Origin of the sequence: Pseudomonas sp. P8_229, assembly GCF_034008635.1 — a bacterium.
Taxonomy (GTDB): domain Bacteria; phylum Pseudomonadota; class Gammaproteobacteria; order Pseudomonadales; family Pseudomonadaceae; genus Aquipseudomonas.
In genome coordinates this window covers 2,667,852-2,688,522 of record NZ_CP125378.1, presented here as the reverse complement: position 1 = coordinate 2,688,522, position 20,671 = coordinate 2,667,852, and the positions used below count along the sequence as shown (strand labels likewise).

Annotated in this window: 19 protein-coding genes; 7 read left to right on the top strand and 12 right to left on the bottom strand. The window is 61.4% G+C overall.

Features of this window, described 5'->3' with window-relative positions:
* Nucleotides 1-198: 198 nt before the first annotated feature.
* Complete coding sequence (locus tag QMK55_RS12230) at nucleotides 199-831, top strand: LysE family transporter (protein WP_102354819.1); 633 nt, start codon at nucleotides 199-201, stop codon at nucleotides 829-831.
* Between the two features lie 202 nt (nucleotides 832-1,033).
* Here QMK55_RS12230 and QMK55_RS12225 read toward each other — a convergent pair whose 3' ends face one another.
* From QMK55_RS12225 to QMK55_RS12205, 5 genes are all read right to left on the bottom strand, one after another.
* A complete protein-coding gene (locus QMK55_RS12225) occupies nucleotides 1,034-1,777 on the bottom strand; it encodes a penicillin-binding protein activator LpoB (protein ID WP_320329259.1) in 744 nt (247 codons plus the stop codon).
* 3 nt (nucleotides 1,778-1,780) lie between these two features.
* Nucleotides 1,781-2,368 carry a penicillin-binding protein activator LpoB gene (gene lpoB, locus QMK55_RS12220; protein WP_102354821.1) on the bottom strand — a complete coding sequence of 196 codons (588 nt, stop codon included), beginning with the start codon at nucleotides 2,366-2,368 and terminating at the stop codon, nucleotides 1,781-1,783.
* Nucleotides 2,369-2,404: 36 nt separating this feature from the next.
* On the bottom strand, nucleotides 2,405-2,779 hold the full coding sequence (locus QMK55_RS12215) for a YcfL family protein (protein ID WP_025113270.1): 375 nt from the start codon (nucleotides 2,777-2,779) through the stop codon (nucleotides 2,405-2,407).
* Nucleotides 2,780-2,794: 15 nt separating this feature from the next.
* Nucleotides 2,795-4,189 carry a hypothetical protein gene (locus tag QMK55_RS12210; protein ID WP_320329258.1) on the bottom strand — a complete coding sequence of 465 codons (1,395 nt, stop codon included), beginning with the start codon at nucleotides 4,187-4,189 and terminating at the stop codon, nucleotides 2,795-2,797.
* A gap of 214 nt (nucleotides 4,190-4,403) precedes the next feature.
* Complete coding sequence (locus QMK55_RS12205) at nucleotides 4,404-5,795, bottom strand: hypothetical protein (RefSeq protein ID WP_320329257.1); 1,392 nt, start codon at nucleotides 5,793-5,795, stop codon at nucleotides 4,404-4,406.
* Between the two features lie 194 nt (nucleotides 5,796-5,989).
* Here QMK55_RS12205 and QMK55_RS12200 point away from each other — a divergent pair, with 194 nt between their 5' ends.
* From QMK55_RS12200 to QMK55_RS12190, 3 genes are all read left to right on the top strand, one after another.
* Nucleotides 5,990-6,889, top strand: coding sequence for a LysR family transcriptional regulator (locus QMK55_RS12200; RefSeq protein ID WP_102354824.1), 900 nt, complete (start codon nucleotides 5,990-5,992; stop codon nucleotides 6,887-6,889).
* 84 nt (nucleotides 6,890-6,973) lie between these two features.
* On the top strand, nucleotides 6,974-8,869 hold the full coding sequence (locus tag QMK55_RS12195) for an FTR1 family protein (RefSeq protein ID WP_102354825.1): 1,896 nt from the start codon (nucleotides 6,974-6,976) through the stop codon (nucleotides 8,867-8,869).
* 106 nt (nucleotides 8,870-8,975) lie between these two features.
* Complete coding sequence (locus QMK55_RS12190; protein WP_320329256.1) at nucleotides 8,976-9,431, top strand: YaiI/YqxD family protein; 456 nt, start codon at nucleotides 8,976-8,978, stop codon at nucleotides 9,429-9,431.
* A 131-nt stretch (nucleotides 9,432-9,562) separates the two neighbouring features.
* On the opposite strand, the gene elbB is transcribed toward QMK55_RS12190, so the two are convergent.
* Nucleotides 9,563-10,231, bottom strand: a complete 669-nt coding sequence (elbB, locus tag QMK55_RS12185; RefSeq protein ID WP_102354826.1) for an isoprenoid biosynthesis glyoxalase ElbB — start codon at nucleotides 10,229-10,231, stop codon at nucleotides 9,563-9,565.
* 114 nt (nucleotides 10,232-10,345) lie between these two features.
* Between elbB and QMK55_RS12180 the strand changes: the two genes are divergently transcribed.
* Nucleotides 10,346-11,581: a sterol desaturase family protein gene (locus tag QMK55_RS12180; RefSeq protein WP_320329255.1), complete on the top strand. Its 1,236-nt coding sequence runs from the start codon at nucleotides 10,346-10,348 to the stop codon at nucleotides 11,579-11,581.
* Here the strand turns inward: QMK55_RS12180 and QMK55_RS12175 are convergent.
* The gene (locus tag QMK55_RS12175; RefSeq protein ID WP_320329254.1) at nucleotides 11,562-12,209 is read right to left on the bottom strand and encodes a DedA family protein; all 648 of its coding nucleotides are present in this window, start codon (nucleotides 12,207-12,209) and stop codon (nucleotides 11,562-11,564) included. The two genes, QMK55_RS12180 and QMK55_RS12175, sit on opposite strands and share 20 nt — an antisense overlap.
* A gap of 208 nt (nucleotides 12,210-12,417) precedes the next feature.
* Between QMK55_RS12175 and hemB the strand changes: the two genes are divergently transcribed.
* Nucleotides 12,418-13,431 (top strand): porphobilinogen synthase, encoded by a 1,014-nt coding sequence (hemB, locus tag QMK55_RS12170; protein ID WP_102354829.1) that lies wholly within the window; start codon nucleotides 12,418-12,420, stop codon nucleotides 13,429-13,431.
* A gap of 18 nt (nucleotides 13,432-13,449) precedes the next feature.
* Nucleotides 13,450-15,675 carry a polyphosphate kinase 1 gene (ppk1, locus tag QMK55_RS12165; RefSeq protein ID WP_102354830.1) on the top strand — a complete coding sequence of 742 codons (2,226 nt, stop codon included), beginning with the start codon at nucleotides 13,450-13,452 and terminating at the stop codon, nucleotides 15,673-15,675.
* A gap of 249 nt (nucleotides 15,676-15,924) precedes the next feature.
* On the opposite strand, the gene ppx is transcribed toward ppk1, so the two are convergent.
* The 5 genes from ppx to QMK55_RS12140 form a co-directional block, all read right to left on the bottom strand.
* The gene (gene ppx, locus QMK55_RS12160; protein WP_102354831.1) at nucleotides 15,925-17,427 is read right to left on the bottom strand and encodes an exopolyphosphatase; all 1,503 of its coding nucleotides are present in this window, start codon (nucleotides 17,425-17,427) and stop codon (nucleotides 15,925-15,927) included.
* Nucleotides 17,428-17,647: 220 nt separating this feature from the next.
* The gene (locus QMK55_RS12155) at nucleotides 17,648-18,385 is read right to left on the bottom strand and encodes an amino acid ABC transporter ATP-binding protein (RefSeq protein WP_187678221.1); all 738 of its coding nucleotides are present in this window, start codon (nucleotides 18,383-18,385) and stop codon (nucleotides 17,648-17,650) included.
* On the bottom strand, nucleotides 18,372-19,022 hold the full coding sequence (locus QMK55_RS12150) for an amino acid ABC transporter permease (protein ID WP_320329253.1): 651 nt from the start codon (nucleotides 19,020-19,022) through the stop codon (nucleotides 18,372-18,374). The genes QMK55_RS12155 and QMK55_RS12150 overlap by 14 nt, the downstream gene beginning before the upstream one ends.
* Nucleotides 19,019-19,687 (bottom strand): amino acid ABC transporter permease, encoded by a 669-nt coding sequence (locus QMK55_RS12145; protein WP_320329252.1) that lies wholly within the window; start codon nucleotides 19,685-19,687, stop codon nucleotides 19,019-19,021. The genes QMK55_RS12150 and QMK55_RS12145 overlap by 4 nt, the downstream gene beginning before the upstream one ends.
* A 22-nt stretch (nucleotides 19,688-19,709) precedes the next feature.
* On the bottom strand, nucleotides 19,710-20,495 hold the full coding sequence (locus tag QMK55_RS12140) for a transporter substrate-binding domain-containing protein (RefSeq protein WP_320329251.1): 786 nt from the start codon (nucleotides 20,493-20,495) through the stop codon (nucleotides 19,710-19,712).
* Nucleotides 20,496-20,671: the final 176 nt, after the last annotated feature.

Below are 20,671 nucleotides of genomic sequence, written 5' to 3'. Positions count from 1 at the left end.
GCCTTCGCGAGCAGGCCCGCTCCCACAGTGTCCTGGGTGGAACACACAATGTGTGAACACCAAAGATCCTTGTGGGAGCGGGCTTGCTCGCGAAGGGGCCCTCAGTAGCACCTGCAACATTCAGCAAAAAATCGGTAGTCATCCATTCAAACCCGGATTAGCTTAGGCATTTGTCACGAGCATGAGTCGAGGTGTGCGATGGAGCTACAAACATGGCTGGCGTTTTTCGCCGCCTGCTGGGTGATCAGTCTGTCCCCGGGTGCCGGCGCTATTGCGTCGATGTCCAGCGGTCTGCAATACGGTTTCTGGCGCGGCTACTGGAACGCCCTTGGCCTGCAAATCGGCCTGGCGGTGCAGATTGCGATTGTCGGCGCCGGCGTTGGCGCGATCCTGACTGCTTCGGCCACGGCTTTCCACGCGATCAAATGGTTCGGTGTGGCTTACCTCGTGTATCTGGCGGTCAAGCAATGGCGTGCGCTGCCCATGGACATGAGCGATGACGCGGCGGTACGGCCGATCGGCAAACCTCTGGCGCTGGTGTTCCGCGGTTTTCTGGTGAACATCAGCAACCCCAAGGCGCTGGTGTTCATGCTGGCGGTGCTGCCGCAGTTCATCAATCCGCACGCACCACTGCTGATACAGTACCTGGTGATCGGCGTGACCATGATCTGCGTCGATCTGATCGTCATGGCCGGCTACACCGGTCTGGCGTCGAAAGTGCTGCGGCTGTTGCGCACGCCGAAGCAGCAGAGGCGCATGAACCGCACGTTTGCCGGGCTGTTCATCGGTGCGGCGGCGTTCATGGCGACGTTGCGTAAAGCGGTGGTGTGACGCCTGCGGGCACAAAAAAGGCGACCTGATGAGGTCGCCTTTTTTATTATTACGTATCGCTCTAGTGAACTCAGTTGTAGTGAGGGGATTCATCCCCGATGGACTGCGTAGCAGTCCCAATCTCTTTTTTGCTCAAGAGCGGGGCCGCTTCGCGGCCCATCGGAGATGAATCCCCTCGCCACAGAGTTCCGTGCTCACTCGGTCAGTGCAAGATCACCGGCGCCGTATCACGCGGCAGGTTGTTGCGCTGTTGCGGCTCACGCGGCTGCTCGTAACCGCCACCACCGAGCTGTTGGCTCAGTTGCCCGGCGACGTCCTCGCCCAGTGCCTTGGACACGTCACGCACCACCCGAGGTCGGTTCAGCGAGATCTTGATGTCGCGGCCGTTCACCAGTTTGGTGTCCTGCGCTTCGCCCATCGCCGTGAAGGCCGACGTGATCTCGTAGGTCTTGGTGTTGATCAGACTGAAATCCGCCACCAGCGTCAGGCCCAGCACCGCCGAATAGCTGTCGGTGTGCGCCAGCTCGTTCATGTCCTGGGTGAAGTCGATGTCGGACACGGTGCCGAACAGCACATAGTCGGCGCCTTTGAAGTTGCCGGCCTTGATGCGCTTGATCACGTCATAGACGTCACCCTTGGACGACGCAGTGTACGGCGTGCCTTGCACCAGCTGGAACATGCCGGTACGCAGGATTTCACCCTTGATGTCGCCAGTGAATTTACGCAGCTCACCCTGCTCGATGTAGCTGGTGGTCGCTTCCAGCTCGTTGTAGTTCGAAGAACCACTGGAGCTGTAGTAACCCTCACGGTAATTGTTCTGCGCTGAAACGATGTGGATGTATTGTTCCACGCGCTCCTGATACGCCAGATCCGTCACCGCGACTTTCGGGGCCGCTTGCACGCTGAACGCGCAAGCCAGGGCCATCATGCCAATCCATGTGCGCATTGATTAACGCTCCGTGGTTTTGCGGATCTCTTTTTCGTCCATCCACTCGGCCAGACCGCTTTCAACGTCGATCAGTTGCAGGCTGAATTTGTAGAAGACGTCCTTGTAATCGCTGCTGCGCTTGACGATCGAGCTGATCGAACCTTCGATGCGGTACTTGGCGGCAACCATGTTGCCGGTCTTGGCCACGGTGCTCTTCTTGTACAGGCCGCTCTGGTTTTGCAGCTTGAGCTGGTCAACCTGGCTTTGCATCGCGTTGTTGTCGCTGGCGAAGCGGGCAACACCGGTTTTCATCAGCTGAGTCTTGATGCTGGTGGTGATTTCGCGGGTATCGATGTACTCGCTGGTCTTGTTCTTCACATCGTAGACCTGCACCACCGGGCGGCCCTGCAGGATGCCGGACTGGGCCAGCGAGCGGGTCATCGATTCGGCGATCATTTGCAGGTCGGTCGAACCGAATTCGTTGGTCACGGTTTCAACCGCTTTGGTGTCGCCGTAGCTGATGTTCTTGCTGCCCAGGGTTGGCGAAGTGTTGGCGCAACCGGAAGCCAGCAGGGCGAGGACAGCGATCATGGAAAAGCGTGCAAACATGGGAATGCTCTCTAAAACAGGAATAGGGTGGCGGGCTTAAGGCGTCTTGAGTTCCAGACGGAAATCCACGGCTTTCGGGGTCGGGGCGATGCCCTGGATGAAGCTGGTCTGGGCGCCGTACATCATCTGGCTTTTCCAGACTTCTTCCTCGGCGATCGGGAAACCTTCCGGGCCAAGCCAGGCGAAGCGGTAGTAGAACGTCTTGTTGCTGTTGAGGGTGTTGGTCAACTGCACATTGACGGTCATGAAGCCGTTCTCGCGGGCCACGCGCATGGCGCCGACCGCGATGTGTTTCTGCGGGCCCATGGCCACGACCTTGCTTGCGGCGCTGCCCGGCTCCGGTGGTGGCGGGGTGGCGCAGCCGCTGGCCAGGACGGCGAGGGCGGCAACGGCGATGAGTTTGAAGCGCATGCAAAGACTCCGTTCTTAAGGTTGTTTGTTGCTGGCGACGTTGGTCGCGCCGGCGCTCGGGATGACGTGGGCGGCGACGCCCGCAGCGAACACCTGGTTGCCCACGGCGCGCAGGCTGATCACCTGATAACGCTGATCGACGGTGACCTTGACCACTGAACCGCCGACGGCGCTCGGCAGACTTACTTGGTGCTCGCCTTTCTTCAAGCGCAGACGCACCACCTGGGTGTTGTCCGGTAGGGTGCGCCACGTACGGGTATCGGCACCTTCCAGCACTGCTGAAGAGATACCCACGGCCAGACCGGCCAGCGGGTTGGTTTCGTTGATCTTCTTCTGCGCCACACCTTTGGTGATTGCACGCACAGTGGTGCGCACGATGATCCCCGGCATGTCATCGCGCAGGGCGCGGCGCGACATGGCGGTGGTGCTGTTGAGGGCAGTCAGGTTGACCTGCTGGCCATCGACGCCAATCTGCGCGAACGGCGCGGTGGAGGTGTCAGGCTTGATGATCGGGAACGACAACGGGGTGATCACCACGTTGTTGGAGATCGGCAATGGCAGCGGCACGCGGATCGAGTCGCGCGATGGCGCCAGACCGCTTTGCACCACGATCAGGATGTCGCTGTCGTCGGACTTGGACGGCTTGTCGAGATTGACCAGCGCCTGTTCCAGCAGCGGGGTGTTCGGACGCAGTTCAGCCGCCTTGCGGTAGCCCGGTGCAGCCAGGTCTTTCTCGCCCAGGGCTTCGTAGACGAAGCCGGCCAGGTAATGGCTGAACGCACTCTGGTAGCTGTTTTTCAGGCTGACCACTTCTGGCGCATCGAGGCTGGCAACCGGGTAACCCTGCAGATCCTTGTACTGGGTCTTGATCCCTTCTTTCTCGGCCTCTTCTTCGCTCTTGAGGTATTCCTTGTCGCGCAGGTCGGCGATTACCGCTTCACGTTCGTGAGTCTTCTTGATGGCGGTGCGGGCGCCGTCGAAATCATTGACCGCCAGCAGGTTGAGGGCCATCTGCGTGGTCAGCATGACTTTTTCATAGTCGTAGCCTTCGTAGCGGCGGACCTTGTCGTTGACGATGAAGCTGCCGAACTGGGCCAGGTATTTGCCGGAGTCGAGCTTGACCGCGTCTTCCCACTGACCGACCACCTGGTCGGCGCTGGTCCAGGCGTTCTGGCTGCCGGACAGGTCGCCCTTGGCGCGCAGCAACTCACCTTTCTCGAAGTAATAGAGCAGGTCTTTGTCCGGGCCAGTGTTGTTCTTTTCCAGCAGGGTCAGTGCGGCGTCGACGTTGCCGGTGGCCAGTTGCTGGTTGGTCTGGGCCAGTTCCGAATCGTAGTTGCGAAACGCCGAACAGCCGGACAGCAGAGTGACAGCGCTGAGCGCGATCAAGGTGGGAGCACGGAATGCCATGGGGGTACTTCTTCCCTGAGCTTGAAACTGCAGCAGCCACCTGTGCTGGTCGGGCTGATGTGACCCATCGACAGTGGCGCTGGCCTCCTGCCAATTCCTCATAACCAGAGGAGCTTTTATGCCGTATCGCGATAGCGAGGGCGCGGCATTATAAGCGGGTGCTGCTGGCCATGTAATAGCTTTTTGATCGCACTTGTTAGCTTTGTGCCATTACTTATTTCAGGTCCGATACGCGGGTTTCCAGCACAGGGATGGCCTGAAAAGCGCTGCCATTCGCGTAAATCCGCTCGCCCAGCACCCGCAGACCGATCATCTGGCGGTTCTGGTCGATGCGGATTTTCAGTGGCGCTGTGGCATTCGGCAGACCGATCAGATGTTCGCCCTTTTTCAGGCGCAGGCGCACGACCTGCGTCAGGTTGGGCAGGGTGCGCCAGGTGCGAGTGTCCGCCTGCTCGAAACCGTCCCACTGGGTCACATAGGACGCTTTGCCCGGGTTACGTCGGTTGTCCGTGCCCTGAACGTCCGCTGCAAGAAACGCCCGGTAGGTCGTGCGCTGGATAATCCCGGGCATGTCGTCACGCAGCGTGCGCAAGGACATGTCGGTGATGCTGTTGACCGCGATCAGCTTTTTTTGTCGACCATCGATACTGACCTGACTGATCGGCGGGGTGGTGGTGTCCGGCACCATCACCGGAAACGAAATGTTGGCGACGATGACTTGCCCGTCCGCCAGTTTCACCGGGTAAGGCACGCGTACCGAACTGCGCGCAGGCGCCAGGCCACTTTGCACGATGATCAGAACATCGCTTTCGTCGGTCTTGAGTTCGGGGCTGTCGAGATCGCGCAATGCCTGTTGGAAAAACGCCATGTCCGGGCGTAATTCGATGGCCTGTCGATAGCCGGGCGCAGCGAGGTCCTTTTCACCCAGTGCTTCATAGGTGAAGCCGGCGAGATAGTGACTGAACGCACTTTGGTAACCGTTTTTCAGGGCAATCACTGCAGGCGATTCGAGCATCACCACCGGATACCCCTGCAAATCCTTGTAATGCACGCGTGCGCCCTGAGCCTTGGCTGCTTCCTCGATTCTTTCGTATTCCAGCTCCCGTTGCCGGGCGATCAGCGCTTCGCGTTCGTGGGTTTTCTTGATATCGGCGCGGGCGCCGTCGAAGTCATTCAGCGCCAGTTGGTTGAGGGCCATCTGCGTGGTCAGCATGACTTTTTCATAGTCGTAGCCATCGTAGCGGCGCAGCTTGTCATTGATGATGCTGCCCCAGTGATCGCCCATTGCGGCTAGCAGTTTGTCGCCGGTGGTTTCGATCGTGTCCTGGCGCTCGATGATCATCTGCTCGGCGCTGCGCCAGGTCGTCTGGCTCTGTGCGAATTCGCCGCCGGCACTGAGAATGGCGCCCTTTTCAAAGTAGTAGAGCAGGTCCTTTTCCGGGTCAGGATTGTGCGCTTCGATCACCGAGAGAGCGCCGTCGATGTTGCCGGCCTTGAACTGGTCGGTGGTCTGTTGCAGTTCCAGATCGTAGTTGCGATACGCAGCGCAGCCGCTCAGTTGCACAACGGCGGCGATCAACAGGGGCAGCAGCAAGCGATGGCGCATGAAGAGGGTTCATCCTTGAGCGGAAAATGCGACGAGGTGGCGCATTATAGGGTGCAGTAGTGGCCAAGTGATGTGTCGTTTTTGTTTGCCAGTTGCACCGATCAAGTCTGGCGCGCTGCCGACTTACCGGTGGGATGGTCGACGGGATTGAGCTAGCCTTGCCGGCCTGACGCTTAACGAACTGCAGGACTTCGATGAATCAACTGCAAGCCATGCGCGCGTTTCGTAGCATTGTCGAGTGTCGCGGATTCAGCGCCGCCGCCGAGCGGCTCGACACCACCCACTCGACCATTTCCCGGCAATTGCAACAGCTGGAAAGCGAACTCGGCACGCGTCTGATCAACCGCAATACCCGGCGCTTCAGTCTGACTACGGCGGGGCAACAGTATTACGCGGCGTGCGTGGACATCCTCGAGCGCCTCGATCAGGCCGCGCTGGCGGTGGGGCAGGCCCATGAAAGCCCCAGCGGTGTGTTGCGCGTCAGTGCGCCGATGGTGATCGGCACCCTGGAACTGGCGAGCTGGCTGCCAGCGTTTCACCAGCGCTATCCCGAGATCGAGGTGGACCTGTCCTGCGATGACCGTTTTGTCGATCTGATCGCCGAGGGCTTCGACGTGGCGCTGCGCATCTGCGGGCCATTGGCCGATTCGTCATTGGTGGCGCGCCTGCTGACCGTCTCGGACCTGTTGCTGGTGGCGTCGCCGGCCTATGTCGCCCGCAACGGCCTGGTCCGCCAGGTACGTGAGCTCGCCGAACACCAGTTGCTGGCGTTTGCCGGGGGCAGCGAGTGGGTGCTGACCGATGCGCGCGGGGCGACCACGCCGGTACGGGCAGACGGTCGGTTCAAGGCTGATTCGATCAGTTCGTTACACGCTGCGGCGCTGGCCGGGGTCGGCATTGCGGCGTTTACCCGGGCCACGGTACAGGACGATCTGCTGGCGGGCCGACTGGTGCAGATCCTGCCCAACTGCGGCCTCGGTCAACGGCACTATTACGCGCTTTATCCCCATGCCCGGCATGTGGCGCTCAAGGTGCGGGTCTTTGTCGAATTCATGCTCCAACACTATCTACAGGCATCGGTGCCACTGCGCTAAAGCGGTTCTACGTCGACAAAGCTTGAGCGAAAGGCGTTCGAAGTGAACAATATGTAACTTCGCATTTCCATTTGAGACTCATTCATGACTGCCTCGTCCCGATTCCTGGCCTGGCTGGTGTTCCCGTTGTTTGCCCTGAGCAGCTTCAACCTGCTGGCCGACACCGTGGAAGGCGCCCCGCAGGCGCTGCACCTGCTCGATTACATCAGCGCCGACTACCCACCGACGGTCGCGGCGGGCAAGGTCGTTGACGATGGCGAGTACCGCGAGCAACTGGAATTCACCCAGGTGCTGCAAGGGCTGATCACAGGTCTGCCGGCCAAGCCGGAGAAGGCCGCGCTGGAGCAGGGCGTCGAGGCTCTGCACGCCGCCATCACCGCGAAACAGGACGGCGCCGAAGTCGCCCGGCAGGCCCGGCAACTGGGGGCGAAACTGGCGGTGGCGTATGAAGTCAGCCAGGCACCGATCATCACGCCGGATCCGACCCGGGGTGCGCCGCTGTATGCGCAAAACTGCTCGGTGTGCCACGGTGCCAACGGTGCCGGCGACGGTCCGGCGGGTCTCGGCATGACGCCGCCACCGGCCAATTTGCGCGATGCAGCGCGGATGGACCACCTGAGCCTGTACGCGATCTACAGCACCCTCGGTCAGGGCGTCGAAGGCACCGACATGCCGGCGTTCGCCGATCAACTGGACGACCGTCAGCGCTGGGACCTGGCGACCTACATCGCCGGCTTCAGTGCCGACCCGGCAGCGGCCAGGTCCGACAAGACCTACAACATCGCCGATCTGGCCCGCCAGACCCCGGCCGAAGTGCAGTCCGCCGCAGGCGTGCAAGTCGCCGCAACCTTCCGCGCCCAGCGCGCGCAGCCGCCGCAGGTCAAGCGCGGCCCGGCGCAGTTGCTCGACTACACCGCCGCCACGCTGGACAAGAGCCTGGCCGCGTACCGTGCCGGTGATCACGATCAGGCCTATGACCTGTCGGTAGCGGCGTATCTGGAAGGCTTCGAACTGGTTGAAAGCTCGCTGGATAACGTCGACGCCAACGTGCGCAAGGACACTGAAAAGTCGCTGATGGCCTACCGTCAATCGCTGCAGGACGGTCTGTCGGTGGCACAGGCCGAGCAGCGTCTGGACGCGGCCAAGGAAAAATTGAAGGCGTCTGCCGAACTGCTCGGCAGCGATGGCCTGAGCTGGTCGCTGAGCTTCATTTCCGGCCTGCTGATTCTGCTGCGCGAAGGCCTCGAAGCGATTCTGGTGCTGGCGGCGATCCTCGCCTTCCTGCGTAACACCGGCCAGCAGTCGGCGGTGCGCAGCGTCAACATCGGTTGGGGCCTGGCGCTGTTGGCTGGTCTCGGCACCTGGGCGCTGGCGGCATACGTGATCGACGTCAGCGGCTCGCAGCGTGAACTGCTTGAAGGCGCGACCGCGCTGTTCGCCAGTGTCATGGTGTTGTGGCTCGGCGTGTGGATGCACGATCGGCGCCACGCGGCGGCCTGGCAGGATTACATCAAACAGAGTCTGGTGGGCGGCGGCGGGCGTTTCGGCTTCGCGATCCTTGCCTTCTTCTCGGTGTACCGCGAGCTGTTCGAAGTGATCCTGTTCTACGAAACCCTGTGGTTGCAGGCAGGCCCGGCCGGGCATGACGCGGTGCTGGCCGGTGGCGCCACGGCGCTGGTGCTGTTGGTCGGTCTGGCCTGGGTGATCCTGCGCGGCTCGGCGAAACTGCCGCTGGCGCTGTTCTTCAGCATCAACGCCGGCCTGCTGTGTGCGTTGTCGGTGGTGTTCGCCGGGCATGGCGTGAAGGCGTTGCAGGAAGCCGGGATCTTCGGCACGCGGCCGGTGGCGTTCTTCGACTTCGACTGGCTGGGGATTCATGCCGACGCCTATTCGCTGACGGCGCAGGCGGTGGCGATTCTGGCGATTGCCGTGTTGTATGGGCGTAGCCGGATGGCCGAGAAGAAGCGGGTGACTGCTTAAGAGCATTCGCTGCGCTCATATTCGCGGGCAAGCCCGCTCCCACAGGTTTAGCGTTAACCTTGCGGGAGTGGCCTTGCCCGCGATGCTTTTAAAAGAGGAAAAGAACATGCGTGTATGGATCGATGCCGACGCCTGCCCTCGGGCTGCCAAGGATCTGGTGGTGAAGTTCGCCCTCAAGCGCAAGTTCGAAGTGGTGCTGGTGGCGGGGCAGCCGCAGATCAAACCGGGGCTGGCGATCGTCAAACTGATCGTGGTGCCGAGTGGCCCGGATGCGGCGGACGATTATCTGGTCGAGCACGCGGTGCCCGGTGAACTGGTGATCTGCAGCGATATTCCGCTGGCTGATCGTCTGGTGAAAAAAAGCGTGGCGGCGCTGGACCCGCGCGGCAAGGAGTTCGACGCGCAGAACATGGGCGAGCGCCTGGCGGTGCGCAACCTGTTCACTGACCTGCGCGAACAGGGCCAGATCAGCGGCGGCCCGGCGCCGTTCGGCGAGCGCGAGAAGCAGGCGTTTGCCAATGCGCTGGACCGCATCCTCACCCGGCTCACCCGCAAACCCTGAACATTACACAAATCCCTTGTGGGAGCGGGCTTGCTCGCGAAGGCGTCGTATCAGACAACATTGATTTGAATGACGCACCGCTTTCGCGAGCAAGCCCGCTCCCACATTTTTGTTCTGCATGCCGTCAGAGATCAGGCATCGTTTTCGTGGGTCAATTCCAGAACGCGGTCGACCAGTTTATTGATCCCCGAAGCCGCCTCACTGATGTTCTGCGCCAGCATGTACGCCGGGGTCGTCACCAGTTTGCGTGCCTTGTCTTCGATGATGTCGCTCACCGCGCAGTTTTCGTGGGTGGCGCCCATCTTGTTCATGGCGGTCGCGGTGTCGGCGTCATTGCCGATGGTGCAGGTCACGCCCGGGCCGTAGATCTTCGCTGCCAGCGCCGGCGAGATGCACATCAGGCCTACCGGTTTACCCGCTTCGGCAAACGCCTCGGCCAGTTCCAGCACCTGCGGCTGCACGCTGCAACCGGCGCCTTCGACGGCGAAGTTAGAGAGGTTCTTCGCTGCGCCAAAACCGCCGGGCACGATCAGCGCGTCGAAGTCGTCGACGTCGGCTTCGCGGATGTCCTTGATGTTGCCGCGGGCAATGCGCGCCGACTCCACCAGGACGTTACGCGTCTCGGGCATTTCTTCACCGGTCAGGTGATTGATCACATGCAATTGCGCAATGTTCGGGGCGAAGCACTGCACCTGCGCGCCGCGTTGATCCAGGCGCAGCAGGGTGATGACGCTTTCGTGGATCTCGGCGCCGTCGTACACGCCGCTGCCGGACAGGATCACTGCAACTTTTTTGCTCATGGGTTTCTCTCCAGATTCATGGCGCTAAATGTCCACTAATTTGTCGCGCGTTGCCATAGGGTGATTGGGCGGCTACACCTAGGATCTGTCCATAGAATCCGACCGGGGCGCGCCATGGACTTCATTCTGTATGCAGTGCCGTTTTTCTTCGTGCTGATCGCCGCTGAACTGATCGCCGACCGCTGGCGCGGGGTGAGCCACTATCGCCTCGCCGACTCGGTGAACAGCCTCAGCGCCGGGGTGTTGTCGACCACCACCGGGCTGTTGACCAAAGGCGTGGGGCTGCTGACGTATGCGTTTGCCCTGGAACACCTGGCGCTGCTCAGGCTGCCGGCGGACAGTGTCTGGGTCTGGGTGTTGGCCTTTGTGTTCTATGACTTCTGCTATTACTGGCTGCACCGCCTGGGCCACGAGCGCAACATCCTCTGGGCCGCGCACTCGGTGCATCACCAGAGCGAGGAGTACAACCTCTCCACCGCGTTGCGACAGACCAGTACCGGGTTCCTGCTGGGCTGGATCTTCTACCTGCCGATGGCCGTGTTTGGGGTGCCACTGCTGGTGTTCGTCAGCGTCGCGGCGATGAATCTGCTGTATCAGTTCTGGGTTCACACCCGGCACATTCCCAAGCTTGGCTGGTTCGAGTGGTTCTTCGTCACGCCATCCAATCATCGGGCCCACCATGCACAGAACGCTCTCTACATGGATCGCAACTACGGCGGGGTGTTCATTCTTTGGGATCGGCTGTTCGGTACATTCCAGGAAGAGGACGACAGCGAACCGGTAATTTTCGGCGTGACCACGCCGCTGGCGAGTTGGAACCCGCTGTGGGCCAATGTGCAGTTCTACGCGCAATTGTGGGACGACGCGCGCCGCGCCGAAAACCCGTGGGACAAGCTGCGGATCTGGTTCATGCGCACCGGTTGGCGTCCGGCGGACGTGGCGGCGAAGTACCCGCTGAGCAAGCCGGACCTGAGCTGCTTTCGTAAATTCGAGGTGCCGCTCGACAGCCGTCGAAAGGGCTACGTGGCGCTGCAGTTCTGCGTCTATATCGCGCTGGGCAGTTACCTGATGGGGCAGGCGCCGCATCTGCCGATCGCCGCGCTGGTGCTCGGCTGGGGCGCTGTCGCATCGGGTTTGTTTGCGCTGGGCGTGGCCCTGGAGAACCGCCCGTGGGCGTTGAAGGTGGAGCTGCTGCGGCTGGGGTCAAACGTGCCGCTGGTGTGGTTGGCGCCGCTGGTCGGGCTATGGCCGGCCAGCCCGTTGGCCTGGGCTGGCCTGCTCGGTTACAGCCTGCTCAGTGGCATCGGGCGGTATGGCTGTCGCCAGCGCGTTACTCGGCTGGCGTCTTAGGTTCGGGTTTGGCTGTTTCTGTCTGATGCAGATGCGCGGTTTTTGCGGCTTGCTCGTCGGCGTAAACCTGCTTGGCCAGTCGCGCATTCTTGAACCGGCGACGCAGCCACAGGCCTACACCCAGCACCAGCAGCGCGCCGAGCACCCACAGTTCGTACTTCTTGATGCTGCCGAGCATGCCTTCGAGTACCGCGCCGAAGTGGTAGGCGGCAGCTGCCAGGGCCGTGGCCCAGATCGCCGCACCAATACCGTTGAGCAGCAGATAACGTCCCGGCGGATAACCCGACAGGCCGATCGCCACCGGCATCACCGTGCGCAGACCATAAACGAAGCGGAAGCTCAGCACCCAAATGTCCGGGTGCTTGCGGATGTGTTCCAGCGCGCGGTCGCCCATCATCTGCCAGCGCGGTTTGCGCGCGAGTAATTTGCGCCCGTGCTTGCGCCCCAGGAAGTACCACAGCTGATCGCCGGCATAGCTGCCGAAGAACGCCACGACCACCACCAGGTTGATGTCCATGTATCCACGGAACGCGAGGAAGCCTGCGAGTACCAGGATGGTTTCGCCTTCGAAGAACGTGCCGAGAAACAGGGCAAAGTAGCCGAAGTCATGCAAAAATTGTTGGAGCATTGTCTGGGTGCTGGCGAAATGAACGCGCAGCCTAACCCTTCGGACACATTCATGAAAGTGTCGAAATGTGTCTCGACGTGAACATTTCCTACAATGACAATGGATTGCGACTACCTGTCACAGGGGTGCACATAACTGTAATACGACCGTCATAATGGCCGCTTATAACTGTCACGCTCGCCCGTTTGCGCGGGCTCAGGAGTCTGCCGTGAGCTTTACCCCTGCCAACCGTTTGTTCCCCGCCACCCGTTTGCGCCGCAATCGCCGCGATGATTTTTCGCGTCGGCTGGTACGGGAAAACGTGCTGACGGTCGATGATCTGATCCTGCCGGTGTTCGTGCTTGACGGTGAAAACCGTCGCGAAGCCGTGGCCTCGATGCCCGGTGTCGAGCGCCTGACCATCGATCTGCTGCTCGAAGAAGCGGCCAAGTGGGTCGATCTGGGGATTCCGGCGCTGGCGCTGTTCCCGGTCACTCCTGTCGAATTGAAATCCCTCGACGCCGCCGAGGCCTGGAACCCGCAGGGCATCGCCCAGCGCGCCACTCGTGCCTTGCGCGAGCGTTTCCCGGAGCTGGGGGTGATCACCGACGTCGCGCTTGACCCGTTCACCACCCACGGACAGGACGGCATTCTCGACGAAGAAGGTTATGTGCAGAACGACATCACTGTCGACGCACTGGTGCGTCAGGCGCTGTCCCATGCCGAAGCCGGCGCTCAGGTTGTGGCACCGTCGGACATGATGGACGGGCGCATTCAGGCGATCCGCGAAGCGCTGGAGATTGCCGGTCACGTCAATGTGCGGATCATGGCCTACTCCGCCAAGTACGCCAGCGCCTATTACGGACCGTTCCGCGATGCAGTGGGGTCGGCGGCGAATCTGGGCAAGGCCAACAAGGCCTCGTATCAGATGGACCCGGCCAACAGCGACGAAGCGCTGCACGAAGTCGGCGCGGACTTGTCTGAAGGCGCGGACATGGTCATGGTCAAACCCGGCATGCCGTACCTGGACATTCTTTTGCGGGTAAAAGATGCCTTCAAAGTGCCGACCTTCGTCTATCAGGTTAGCGGCGAATACGCCATGCACATGGCGGCGATCCAGAATGGCTGGTTGAGCGAGGCGGTGATTCTCGAATCACTGACCGCCTTTAAACGTGCCGGCGCTGATGGCATCCTGACTTACTTTGCTGTCCGCGCCGCTCAATTGTTACGAGAGCAGAAATAGCCCTCCCAGGAACATTCGATGAATACCGAAGGACTCACAGAAGTTGCAGTAAAAGAAGCTCAGCCGGTGGTGGAACAAATCACCGAAACGCCGCCGGAACTGGAGCCAGCGCCACCCGCGCCGGTTGCCGAACCTGCAGCAGCGGCACCGGTGATCGCGATTCCCGGCCTGGATGACAGCAGCCTGTACATCCATCGCGAGCTCTCGCAACTGCAATTCAATATCCGCGTGCTGGAACAGGCGCTGGACGAGTCCTATCCGTTGCTGGAGCGACTGAAGTTCCTGCTGATCTTCTCCAGCAACCTCGACGAATTCTTCGAGATTCGCGTCGCCGGCCTGAAGAAACAGATCACCTTCGCTCGGGAACAGGCGGGTGCTGACGGTCTGCAACCGCATCAAGCGTTGGCGCGGATCAGCGAGCTGGTACACGGTCACGTTGACCGCCAGTACGCGATCCTCAACGACATCCTGTTGCCGGAGCTGGAAAAGCACCAGGTGCGTTTCATCCGTCGCCGTTACTGGACGACCAAGCTCAAGACCTGGGTGCGCCGTTATTTCCGCGACGAGATCGCGCCGATCATCACCCCGATCGGCCTCGACCCGACGCACCCGTTCCCGTTGCTGGTGAACAAGAGCCTGAACTTCATCGTCGAGCTGGAAGGCATCGACGCCTTTGGCCGCGATTCCGGTCTGGCGATCATCCCGGCACCGCGCCTGCTGCCACGGATCATCAAGGTCCCGGAAGAAGTCGGCGGCCCGGGCGACAACTATGTGTTCCTGTCGTCGATGATCCACGCCCACGCCGATGACCTGTTCCAGGGCATGAAGGTCAAGGGCTGCTATCAGTTCCGCCTGACCCGAAACGCCGATCTGGCGCTCGATTCCGAAGACGTCGAAGACCTTGCGCGTGCCCTGCGTGGCGAGTTGTTCTCGCGTCGTTACGGCGATGCGGTGCGCCTGGAAGTCGCTGACACTTGCCCGAAACACCTCTCGGACTATCTGCTCAAGCAGTTCAACCTGAGCGAGAGCGAGCTGTATCAGGTCAACGGCCCGGTCAACCTGACGCGGTTGTTCAGCATCACCGGTCTGGACAGTCATCCGGAGCTGCAATACACGCCGTTCACTCCGCAGATCCCGAAACTGCTGCAGAACAGTGAAAACATTTTCAGCGTGGTCAGCAAGCAGGACATCCTGTTGCTGCACCCGTTCGAGTCGTTCACCCCGGTGGTCGACCTGCTGCGCCAGGCGGCGAAAGACCCGCACGTGCTCGCTGTGCGCCAGACCCTGTACCGCTCTGGCGCCAACTCCGAGATCGTCGATGCGCTGGTCGATGCCGCGCGTAACGGCAAGGAAGTCACGGCGGTCATCGAGCTGCGTGCGCGCTTCGACGAAGAGTCCAACCTGCAACTGGCCAGCCGTCTGCAAGCGGCCGGTGCGGTGGTGATCTACGGCGTGGTCGGCTTCAAGACCCACGCCAAGATGATGCTGATCCTGCGTCGCGAGGCCGGCGAGATTGTGCGTTACGCGCACCTCGGCACCGGTAACTACCACGCCGGCAACGCCCGTCTGTACACCGACTACAGCCTGCTGACTTCCGACGACGCGTTGTGTGAAGACGTCGGCAAGCTATTCAGTCAGTTGATCGGCATGGGCAAGACGCTGCGCATGAAGAAGCTGCTGCATGCGCCGTTCACCCTGAAGAAGGGCATGCTCGACATGATTGCCCGCGAGACCCAGTTCGCCCTCGACGGCAAACCGGCGCACATCATCGCCAAGTTCAACTCGCTGACCGATCCGAAGATCATCCGCGCGCTGTACAAGGCCAGCCAGTCCGGTGTGCGCATTGATCTGGTGGTGCGTGGCATGTGCTGCCTGCGTCCGGGCATTGCCGGGGTTTCGCACAACATCCACGTGCGCTCGATCATCGGCCGCTTCCTCGAGCACACCCGGGTGTTCTACTTCCTCAACGGTGGCGAGGAGCAGATGTTCCTCTCCAGCGCCGACTGGATGGAGCGCAACCTCGACAAGCGCGTCGAGACTTGCTTCCCGGTGGAAGGCAAGAAGCTGCTGACCCGTGTGAAGAAAGAGCTGGAGCTGTACCTGACCGACAACACCCACAGCTGGAGCCTGCAGTCGGATGGCCGCTACATCCGCAACACGCCAACCGGCAATCAGAACCCGCGCAGTGCGCAGGCGACGTTGCTGGAACGCCTGGGTAGCCCGATTCTTCCGGTGAGCAGCTAAAGCCAAGAGCAAGAGCCCCTCACCCTAACCCTCTCCCGGAGGGAGAGGGGACTGACCGAGGTGTCTTACGCTATACGCCGACGTGAGATATCGAGTCGAGCTCAGGCTTCGAAGCCAATGGAGATCGGCTCCCTCGGGAGAGGGCTGGGCGGACGGCGTTCCGATGAGGGGCAGGCCCACCCCCAATCTCAAACCGAACCCAATAAAAAAGGCGATCCCTGCGGATCGCCTTTTTTGTGTCTGCCCGTCTCAGTGGACGGTAAGGACGATGCCAACCCGCGTCAGCCAATCCGCCTCAAGCCCGAAATCCGCCTGAGTCAGCTGATTCTCATCCAGCCAGTTCTCCGGAAACTCCACATCCAGGTTGTCACCCTTCGCATGCAGCACCACCTGCGGCATCGCCTGAGTCCCGCGAATGTGGTGGAACAGGATCGCGAAGCGCAGCAGCACGCAAAGGCGGATCAGCTTGTCGCCGTCGTCACCGAACTCGGCGAACTTGTCCTTGGGGATGTTGCGGCGATGGCCACGCACCAGCAAGGCGAGCATCTGCTGGTCTTCGCGGGAGAATCCGGCGAGGTCCGAGTGTTCGATCAGATAGGCGCCATGTTTGTGGTAGTGGTAGTGCGCGATGTCGAGCCCGACTTCGTGGACTTTCGCCGCCCAGCCCAGCAGTTCGCGCCAGATACCGTCATCCAGCTCCCAGTCTGCGGCGACCTGATCGAAGGCGTGCAGCGCCTTGCGCTCGACTCGCGCCGCTTGTTCCAGATCGACGTGGTAACGCTCCATCAGCGAGGTCAGGGTGCGTTCGCGCACGTCTTCGTGATGATGGCGGCCCAGCAGGTCGTAGAGCACGCCTTCACGCAGCGCGCCTTCACAGTGATCCATGCGTTGCAGTTCGAGGGCGTCGAAGATCGCTTCGAGAATCGCCAGACCCGCCGGGAAAATCGCCCGACGGTCAGGCTTGATGCCTTCGAAATCGATCTTGTCGACGTCACCCAGCTTGAACAGGCGGCGCTTGAGCCAGGCCAGGCCTTCGGCGTTGACTTCGCCGGTGCCATGCCCGCCGGCCTTCAGCGCCAGGCCGATGGCGCGGATGGTGCCCGAGGAGCCGATGGCTTCATCCCAGGTCAGGCGGTGCAGGGCGTGCTCGATGCTCATGATCTCCAGCCGTGCCGCGGTATACGCCTGGGCGTAACGGGCCGGGGTGATCTTGCCGTCCTTGAAGTAACGCTGGGTGAAGCTGACGCAGCCCATTTGCAGGCTTTCGCGCAACAAAGGCTCGAAGCGCTGGCCAATGATGAATTCGGTACTGCCGCCGCCGATGTCGGCCACCAGACGTTTGCCCGGGGTGTCGGCGAGGGTGTGCGAGACGCCCAGATAGATCAGGCGCGCTTCTTCACGGCCGGAGATGACTTCCACCGGGTGACCGAGGATTTCTTCGGCGCGGTGGATGAATTCCAGGCGGTTGCGCGCTTCGCGCAGGGCGTTGGTGCCAACGATCCGCACGGCGCCCAGGGGCATGCCGTTGATCAGTTGGGCGAAGCGCTTGAGGCAATCAAGCCCGCGCTGCATGGATTCTTCGTTGAGATGGCGCTCATCGTCGATGCCGGCGGCAAGCTGAACCTTCTCTCCGAGGCGCTCCAGAATACGGATTTCACCGTTCTGGGCCTTGGCCACGACCATGTGAAAGCTGTTGGAGCCCAGGTCGATTGCGGCGATCAGGGACAGATTCTTGGCTTTGGATTGCGGCATGGTCTGGGGGTCTCGGTCGATAACCCCGACATCGTGCCACGATCAAACGCTGACGCCAACGCGCATGGTTCAAACCGCCGGAGCGAGCACCCCGAACCTGATCGTTCCCAGGCTCTGCGTGGGAATGCCTCACCGGACGCTCTGCGTCCGCTTTTGGGACGCAGAGCGTCCCTGGCTGCATTCCCACGCGGAGCGTGGGAACGATCAGGGTGAGTCAGATTCAGGCTGTCGCTTCCACCGTACCAATGAAATTCGCCAGCTCCGCCGTCTGCGGATTGGCAAACAACACCTTCGGATCCCCCACCTCATGCACCTTGCCATGGTGCATGAACACCAGTTTGTCCCCGACCTCCCGGGCGAAGCGCATTTCGTGGGTGACCATGATCAGCGTCATGCCTTCCCTGGCCAATTGGCGCACCACGCTGAGCACTTCATTGACCAGCTCCGGGTCCAGCGCCGAGGTGATTTCGTCGCATAGCAGCACTTTCGGCGACATCGCCAAGGCCCGGGCAATTGCCACACGCTGCTGCTGGCCGCCGGAGAGTCGGTCCGGAAACGCATCGAATTTCTCCCCCAGGCCGACGCGCTCGAGCATCTTGCGCGCCAGTTCGGCCGCCTTGGCCTTGGGCACTTTCTGCACCACTTGCGGGGCGAGCATCACGTTCTCGCCCACGGTCAGGTGCGGGAACAGGTTGAACTGCTGGAACACCATGCCGACTTTCTGCCGCAGGCTGCGCAGATCGGCGCGGGCGGCGTCGAGGTATTCGCCGTCGACTTCGATCACCCCGTCGTTGATCGACTCCAGACCGTTGAGGGTGCGCAGCAGGGTCGATTTGCCCGAGCCGCTGCGGCCGATGATCGCCACCACCTGGCCTTCCTCGACGCTCAGGTCGATGCCTTTGAGCACATGATGGTCGCCGTAGTATTTATGCAGGGCGGAAATTCTAAGCAGAGGCATGCAGTCTCCTTTCCAGGTAGCGCGCACTGAGCGACAAGGGGTAGCAGAGCAGGAAGTAGCCGAGGGCGACGAGGCCGTAGACCATGAACGGTTCGAAGGTGACGTTGGCGAGCATGCCGCCGGTTTTGGTCAGCTCGGTGAAGCCGATGATTGAGGTCACCGCGGTGCCTTTGACCACTTGCACCGAGAAGCCCACGGTCGGCGCCACGGCAATCCGCAGCGCTTGCGGCAGGATCACGTAGCGCAATTGCTCCAGCGGATTCAGCGCCAGACTCGCCGAGGCTTCCCACTGGCCATTCGGGATCGCTTCGACGCAACCGCGCCAGATCTCCGCCAGGTAGGCGCTGGTAAACAGCGTCAGGGCAATCGCCGCCGCCATCCACGGCGAGATTTCGATCCCGGCCAGCGCCACGCCGAAGAACACCAGAAACAGTTGCATCAGCAGCGGCGTGCCCTGGAACAGTTCGATCCAGGTGCGGGCGATGTTGCTCGGCAAAGGGTTTTTCGAGATGCGCATGACCAGAATCAGCAGCCCGACGACCCCGCCACCGATGAAGGCCACCAGCGACAACGCCAGCGTCCACTGCAGACCGGTGAGCAGATTGCGCAGGATGTCCCAGAAGGTGAAGTCGCTCATCGGCTGCTCCTCGCGATATAGCGGCGGCCGACCCAGTTCAGCAGTTGCCGGATCAGCAGCGCCATGCACAGGTAAATCAGCGTGGTCAGCGCATAGGTTTCGAAGGCGCGGAAGTTGCGCGACTGAATGAAGTTGGCGGCGAAGCTCAACTCCTCGGTGGCGATCTGCGAACACACCGCCGACCCGAGCATGACGATGATGATCTGGCTGCTCAGGGCCGGCCAGACCTTGCCCAGCGCCGGCAGCAGCACCACGTGGCGGAACGCTTCGAACCGGCTCATCGCCAGCGCGGCCGCGGCTTCCAGTTGCCCGCGCGGGATCGCCTGGATGCCGGCGCGAATGATCTCGGTCGAATACGCACCGAGGTTGATCACCATCGCCAGTACCGCCGCCTGCCATTCGGAAATCTGCACCCCGAGCGAGGGCAGGCCGAAGAATATGAAGAACAGCTGCACCAGAAATGGCGTGTTGCGGATCAACTCGACGTAGACGCCGAAGATTGCCGAGAACGGGCGGATGTTCCACGCCCGCACCAGCGCGCCGATGATGCCCACGCCGACCCCGAGCACTGCGCCAATGGCCGTCAGCTCCAGGGTAAACAGTGCGCCGCGCAGCAACAGGTCGGTGTTTTGCACCACCGGCATGAAATCGAACTGATAAGCCATCGATTGTCTCCCGCGCGACCGATCAGAGATCGGCCGGCAGCGGCTCTTTGAGCCAGGTCTGCGAATTTTTCTCCAGCGCGCCGTCGGCCTTGGCGGTGGCGAGGATCTCGTTGACCTTGCCCAGCAGCGCCGGCTCGTTCTTGTTCACGCCGACGTAGACCGGCGAATCCTTGAGCTTCACTTTCAATGCCGGCACGCGTTTCGGGTTCTTCTCGCTGATTGCGACCATCACCACGTTGCCGCTGGCGATCAGGTCGACTTGCCCGGCGAGGTAGGCGGCAATGGTCGAGTTGTTGTCTTCGAAGCGCTTGATGGTCACGCCTTCGGGGGCGACCTTGGTCAGCTCGATGTCTTCGATGGCGCCACGGGTGACGCTGATGGTTTTGCCCTTGAGGTCGTCGAGCGTGGTGATTGCGGCATCAGGCGGGCCAAATACCGCGAGGTAGAACGGCGCGTAGGCGTGGGAGAAGTCGATGACTTTTTCGCGCTCAGGGTTCTTGCCCAGGCTTGAGATCACCAGATCGACTTTGCCGGTGGTCAGGAACGGGATGCGGTTGGTGCTGTTGACCGGAGTCAGTTCGAGTTTGACCTTGAGCTGCTCGGCCAGCAGTTTCGCCGTGTCGATGTCCAGGCCGCGAGGCTTCATGTCCGGGCCGACCGAGCCGAATGGCGGGAAGTCCTGAGGCACCGCGACTTTCAGTGTGCCGCGTTTGACCACGTCGTCCAGGCCGTCGGCGTGAGCGGGGATATGGCTGAGCATCAGGCTGGAAAACAGCGCGGCGAGGAGGGCTCGGTAACGCAGGGTCATGGCAAATCTCCGGATCGGCGGGAAGTTAAATCTGCGTTCGGACAGAGCATGTGCCGTGCCAATACGTGGCTTTCGCCACGGCAGACCACGGTTTCAGCGGGTTTGTTCGGTCTTACTGGTCTGAACAGTCAGGTCGTTTTTCGCACTGCCATGGCGCATCGGCCTCGATCACCGAA

Coding starts and splice junctions, on each gene's coding strand:
- QMK55_RS12230 (WP_102354819.1), top strand. CDS start 199: ATGGAGCTACAAACATGGCTGGCGTTTTTCGCCGCCTGCTGGGTGATC.
- QMK55_RS12215 (WP_025113270.1), bottom strand. CDS start 2,779: ATGCGCTTCAAACTCATCGCCGTTGCCGCCCTCGCCGTCCTGGCCAGC.
- ppx (WP_102354831.1), bottom strand. CDS start 17,427: ATGCCGCAATCCAAAGCCAAGAATCTGTCCCTGATCGCCGCAATCGAC.
- QMK55_RS12155 (WP_187678221.1), bottom strand. CDS start 18,385: ATGCCTCTGCTTAGAATTTCCGCCCTGCATAAATACTACGGCGACCAT.
- lpoB (WP_102354821.1), bottom strand. CDS start 2,368: ATGTTTGCACGCTTTTCCATGATCGCTGTCCTCGCCCTGCTGGCTTCC.
- QMK55_RS12205 (WP_320329257.1), bottom strand. CDS start 5,795: ATGCGCCATCGCTTGCTGCTGCCCCTGTTGATCGCCGCCGTTGTGCAA.
- elbB (WP_102354826.1), bottom strand. CDS start 10,231: ATGAGCAAAAAAGTTGCAGTGATCCTGTCCGGCAGCGGCGTGTACGAC.
- QMK55_RS12190 (WP_320329256.1), top strand. CDS start 8,976: ATGCGTGTATGGATCGATGCCGACGCCTGCCCTCGGGCTGCCAAGGAT.
- QMK55_RS12200 (WP_102354824.1), top strand. CDS start 5,990: ATGAATCAACTGCAAGCCATGCGCGCGTTTCGTAGCATTGTCGAGTGT.
- QMK55_RS12195 (WP_102354825.1), top strand. CDS start 6,974: ATGACTGCCTCGTCCCGATTCCTGGCCTGGCTGGTGTTCCCGTTGTTT.
- QMK55_RS12175 (WP_320329254.1), bottom strand. CDS start 12,209: ATGCTCCAACAATTTTTGCATGACTTCGGCTACTTTGCCCTGTTTCTC.
- QMK55_RS12140 (WP_320329251.1), bottom strand. CDS start 20,495: ATGACCCTGCGTTACCGAGCCCTCCTCGCCGCGCTGTTTTCCAGCCTG.
- QMK55_RS12145 (WP_320329252.1), bottom strand. CDS start 19,687: ATGGCTTATCAGTTCGATTTCATGCCGGTGGTGCAAAACACCGACCTG.
- QMK55_RS12180 (WP_320329255.1), top strand. CDS start 10,346: ATGGACTTCATTCTGTATGCAGTGCCGTTTTTCTTCGTGCTGATCGCC.
- ppk1 (WP_102354830.1), top strand. CDS start 13,450: ATGAATACCGAAGGACTCACAGAAGTTGCAGTAAAAGAAGCTCAGCCG.
- QMK55_RS12150 (WP_320329253.1), bottom strand. CDS start 19,022: ATGAGCGACTTCACCTTCTGGGACATCCTGCGCAATCTGCTCACCGGT.
- QMK55_RS12225 (WP_320329259.1), bottom strand. CDS start 1,777: ATGCGCACATGGATTGGCATGATGGCCCTGGCTTGCGCGTTCAGCGTG.
- QMK55_RS12210 (WP_320329258.1), bottom strand. CDS start 4,189: ATGGCATTCCGTGCTCCCACCTTGATCGCGCTCAGCGCTGTCACTCTG.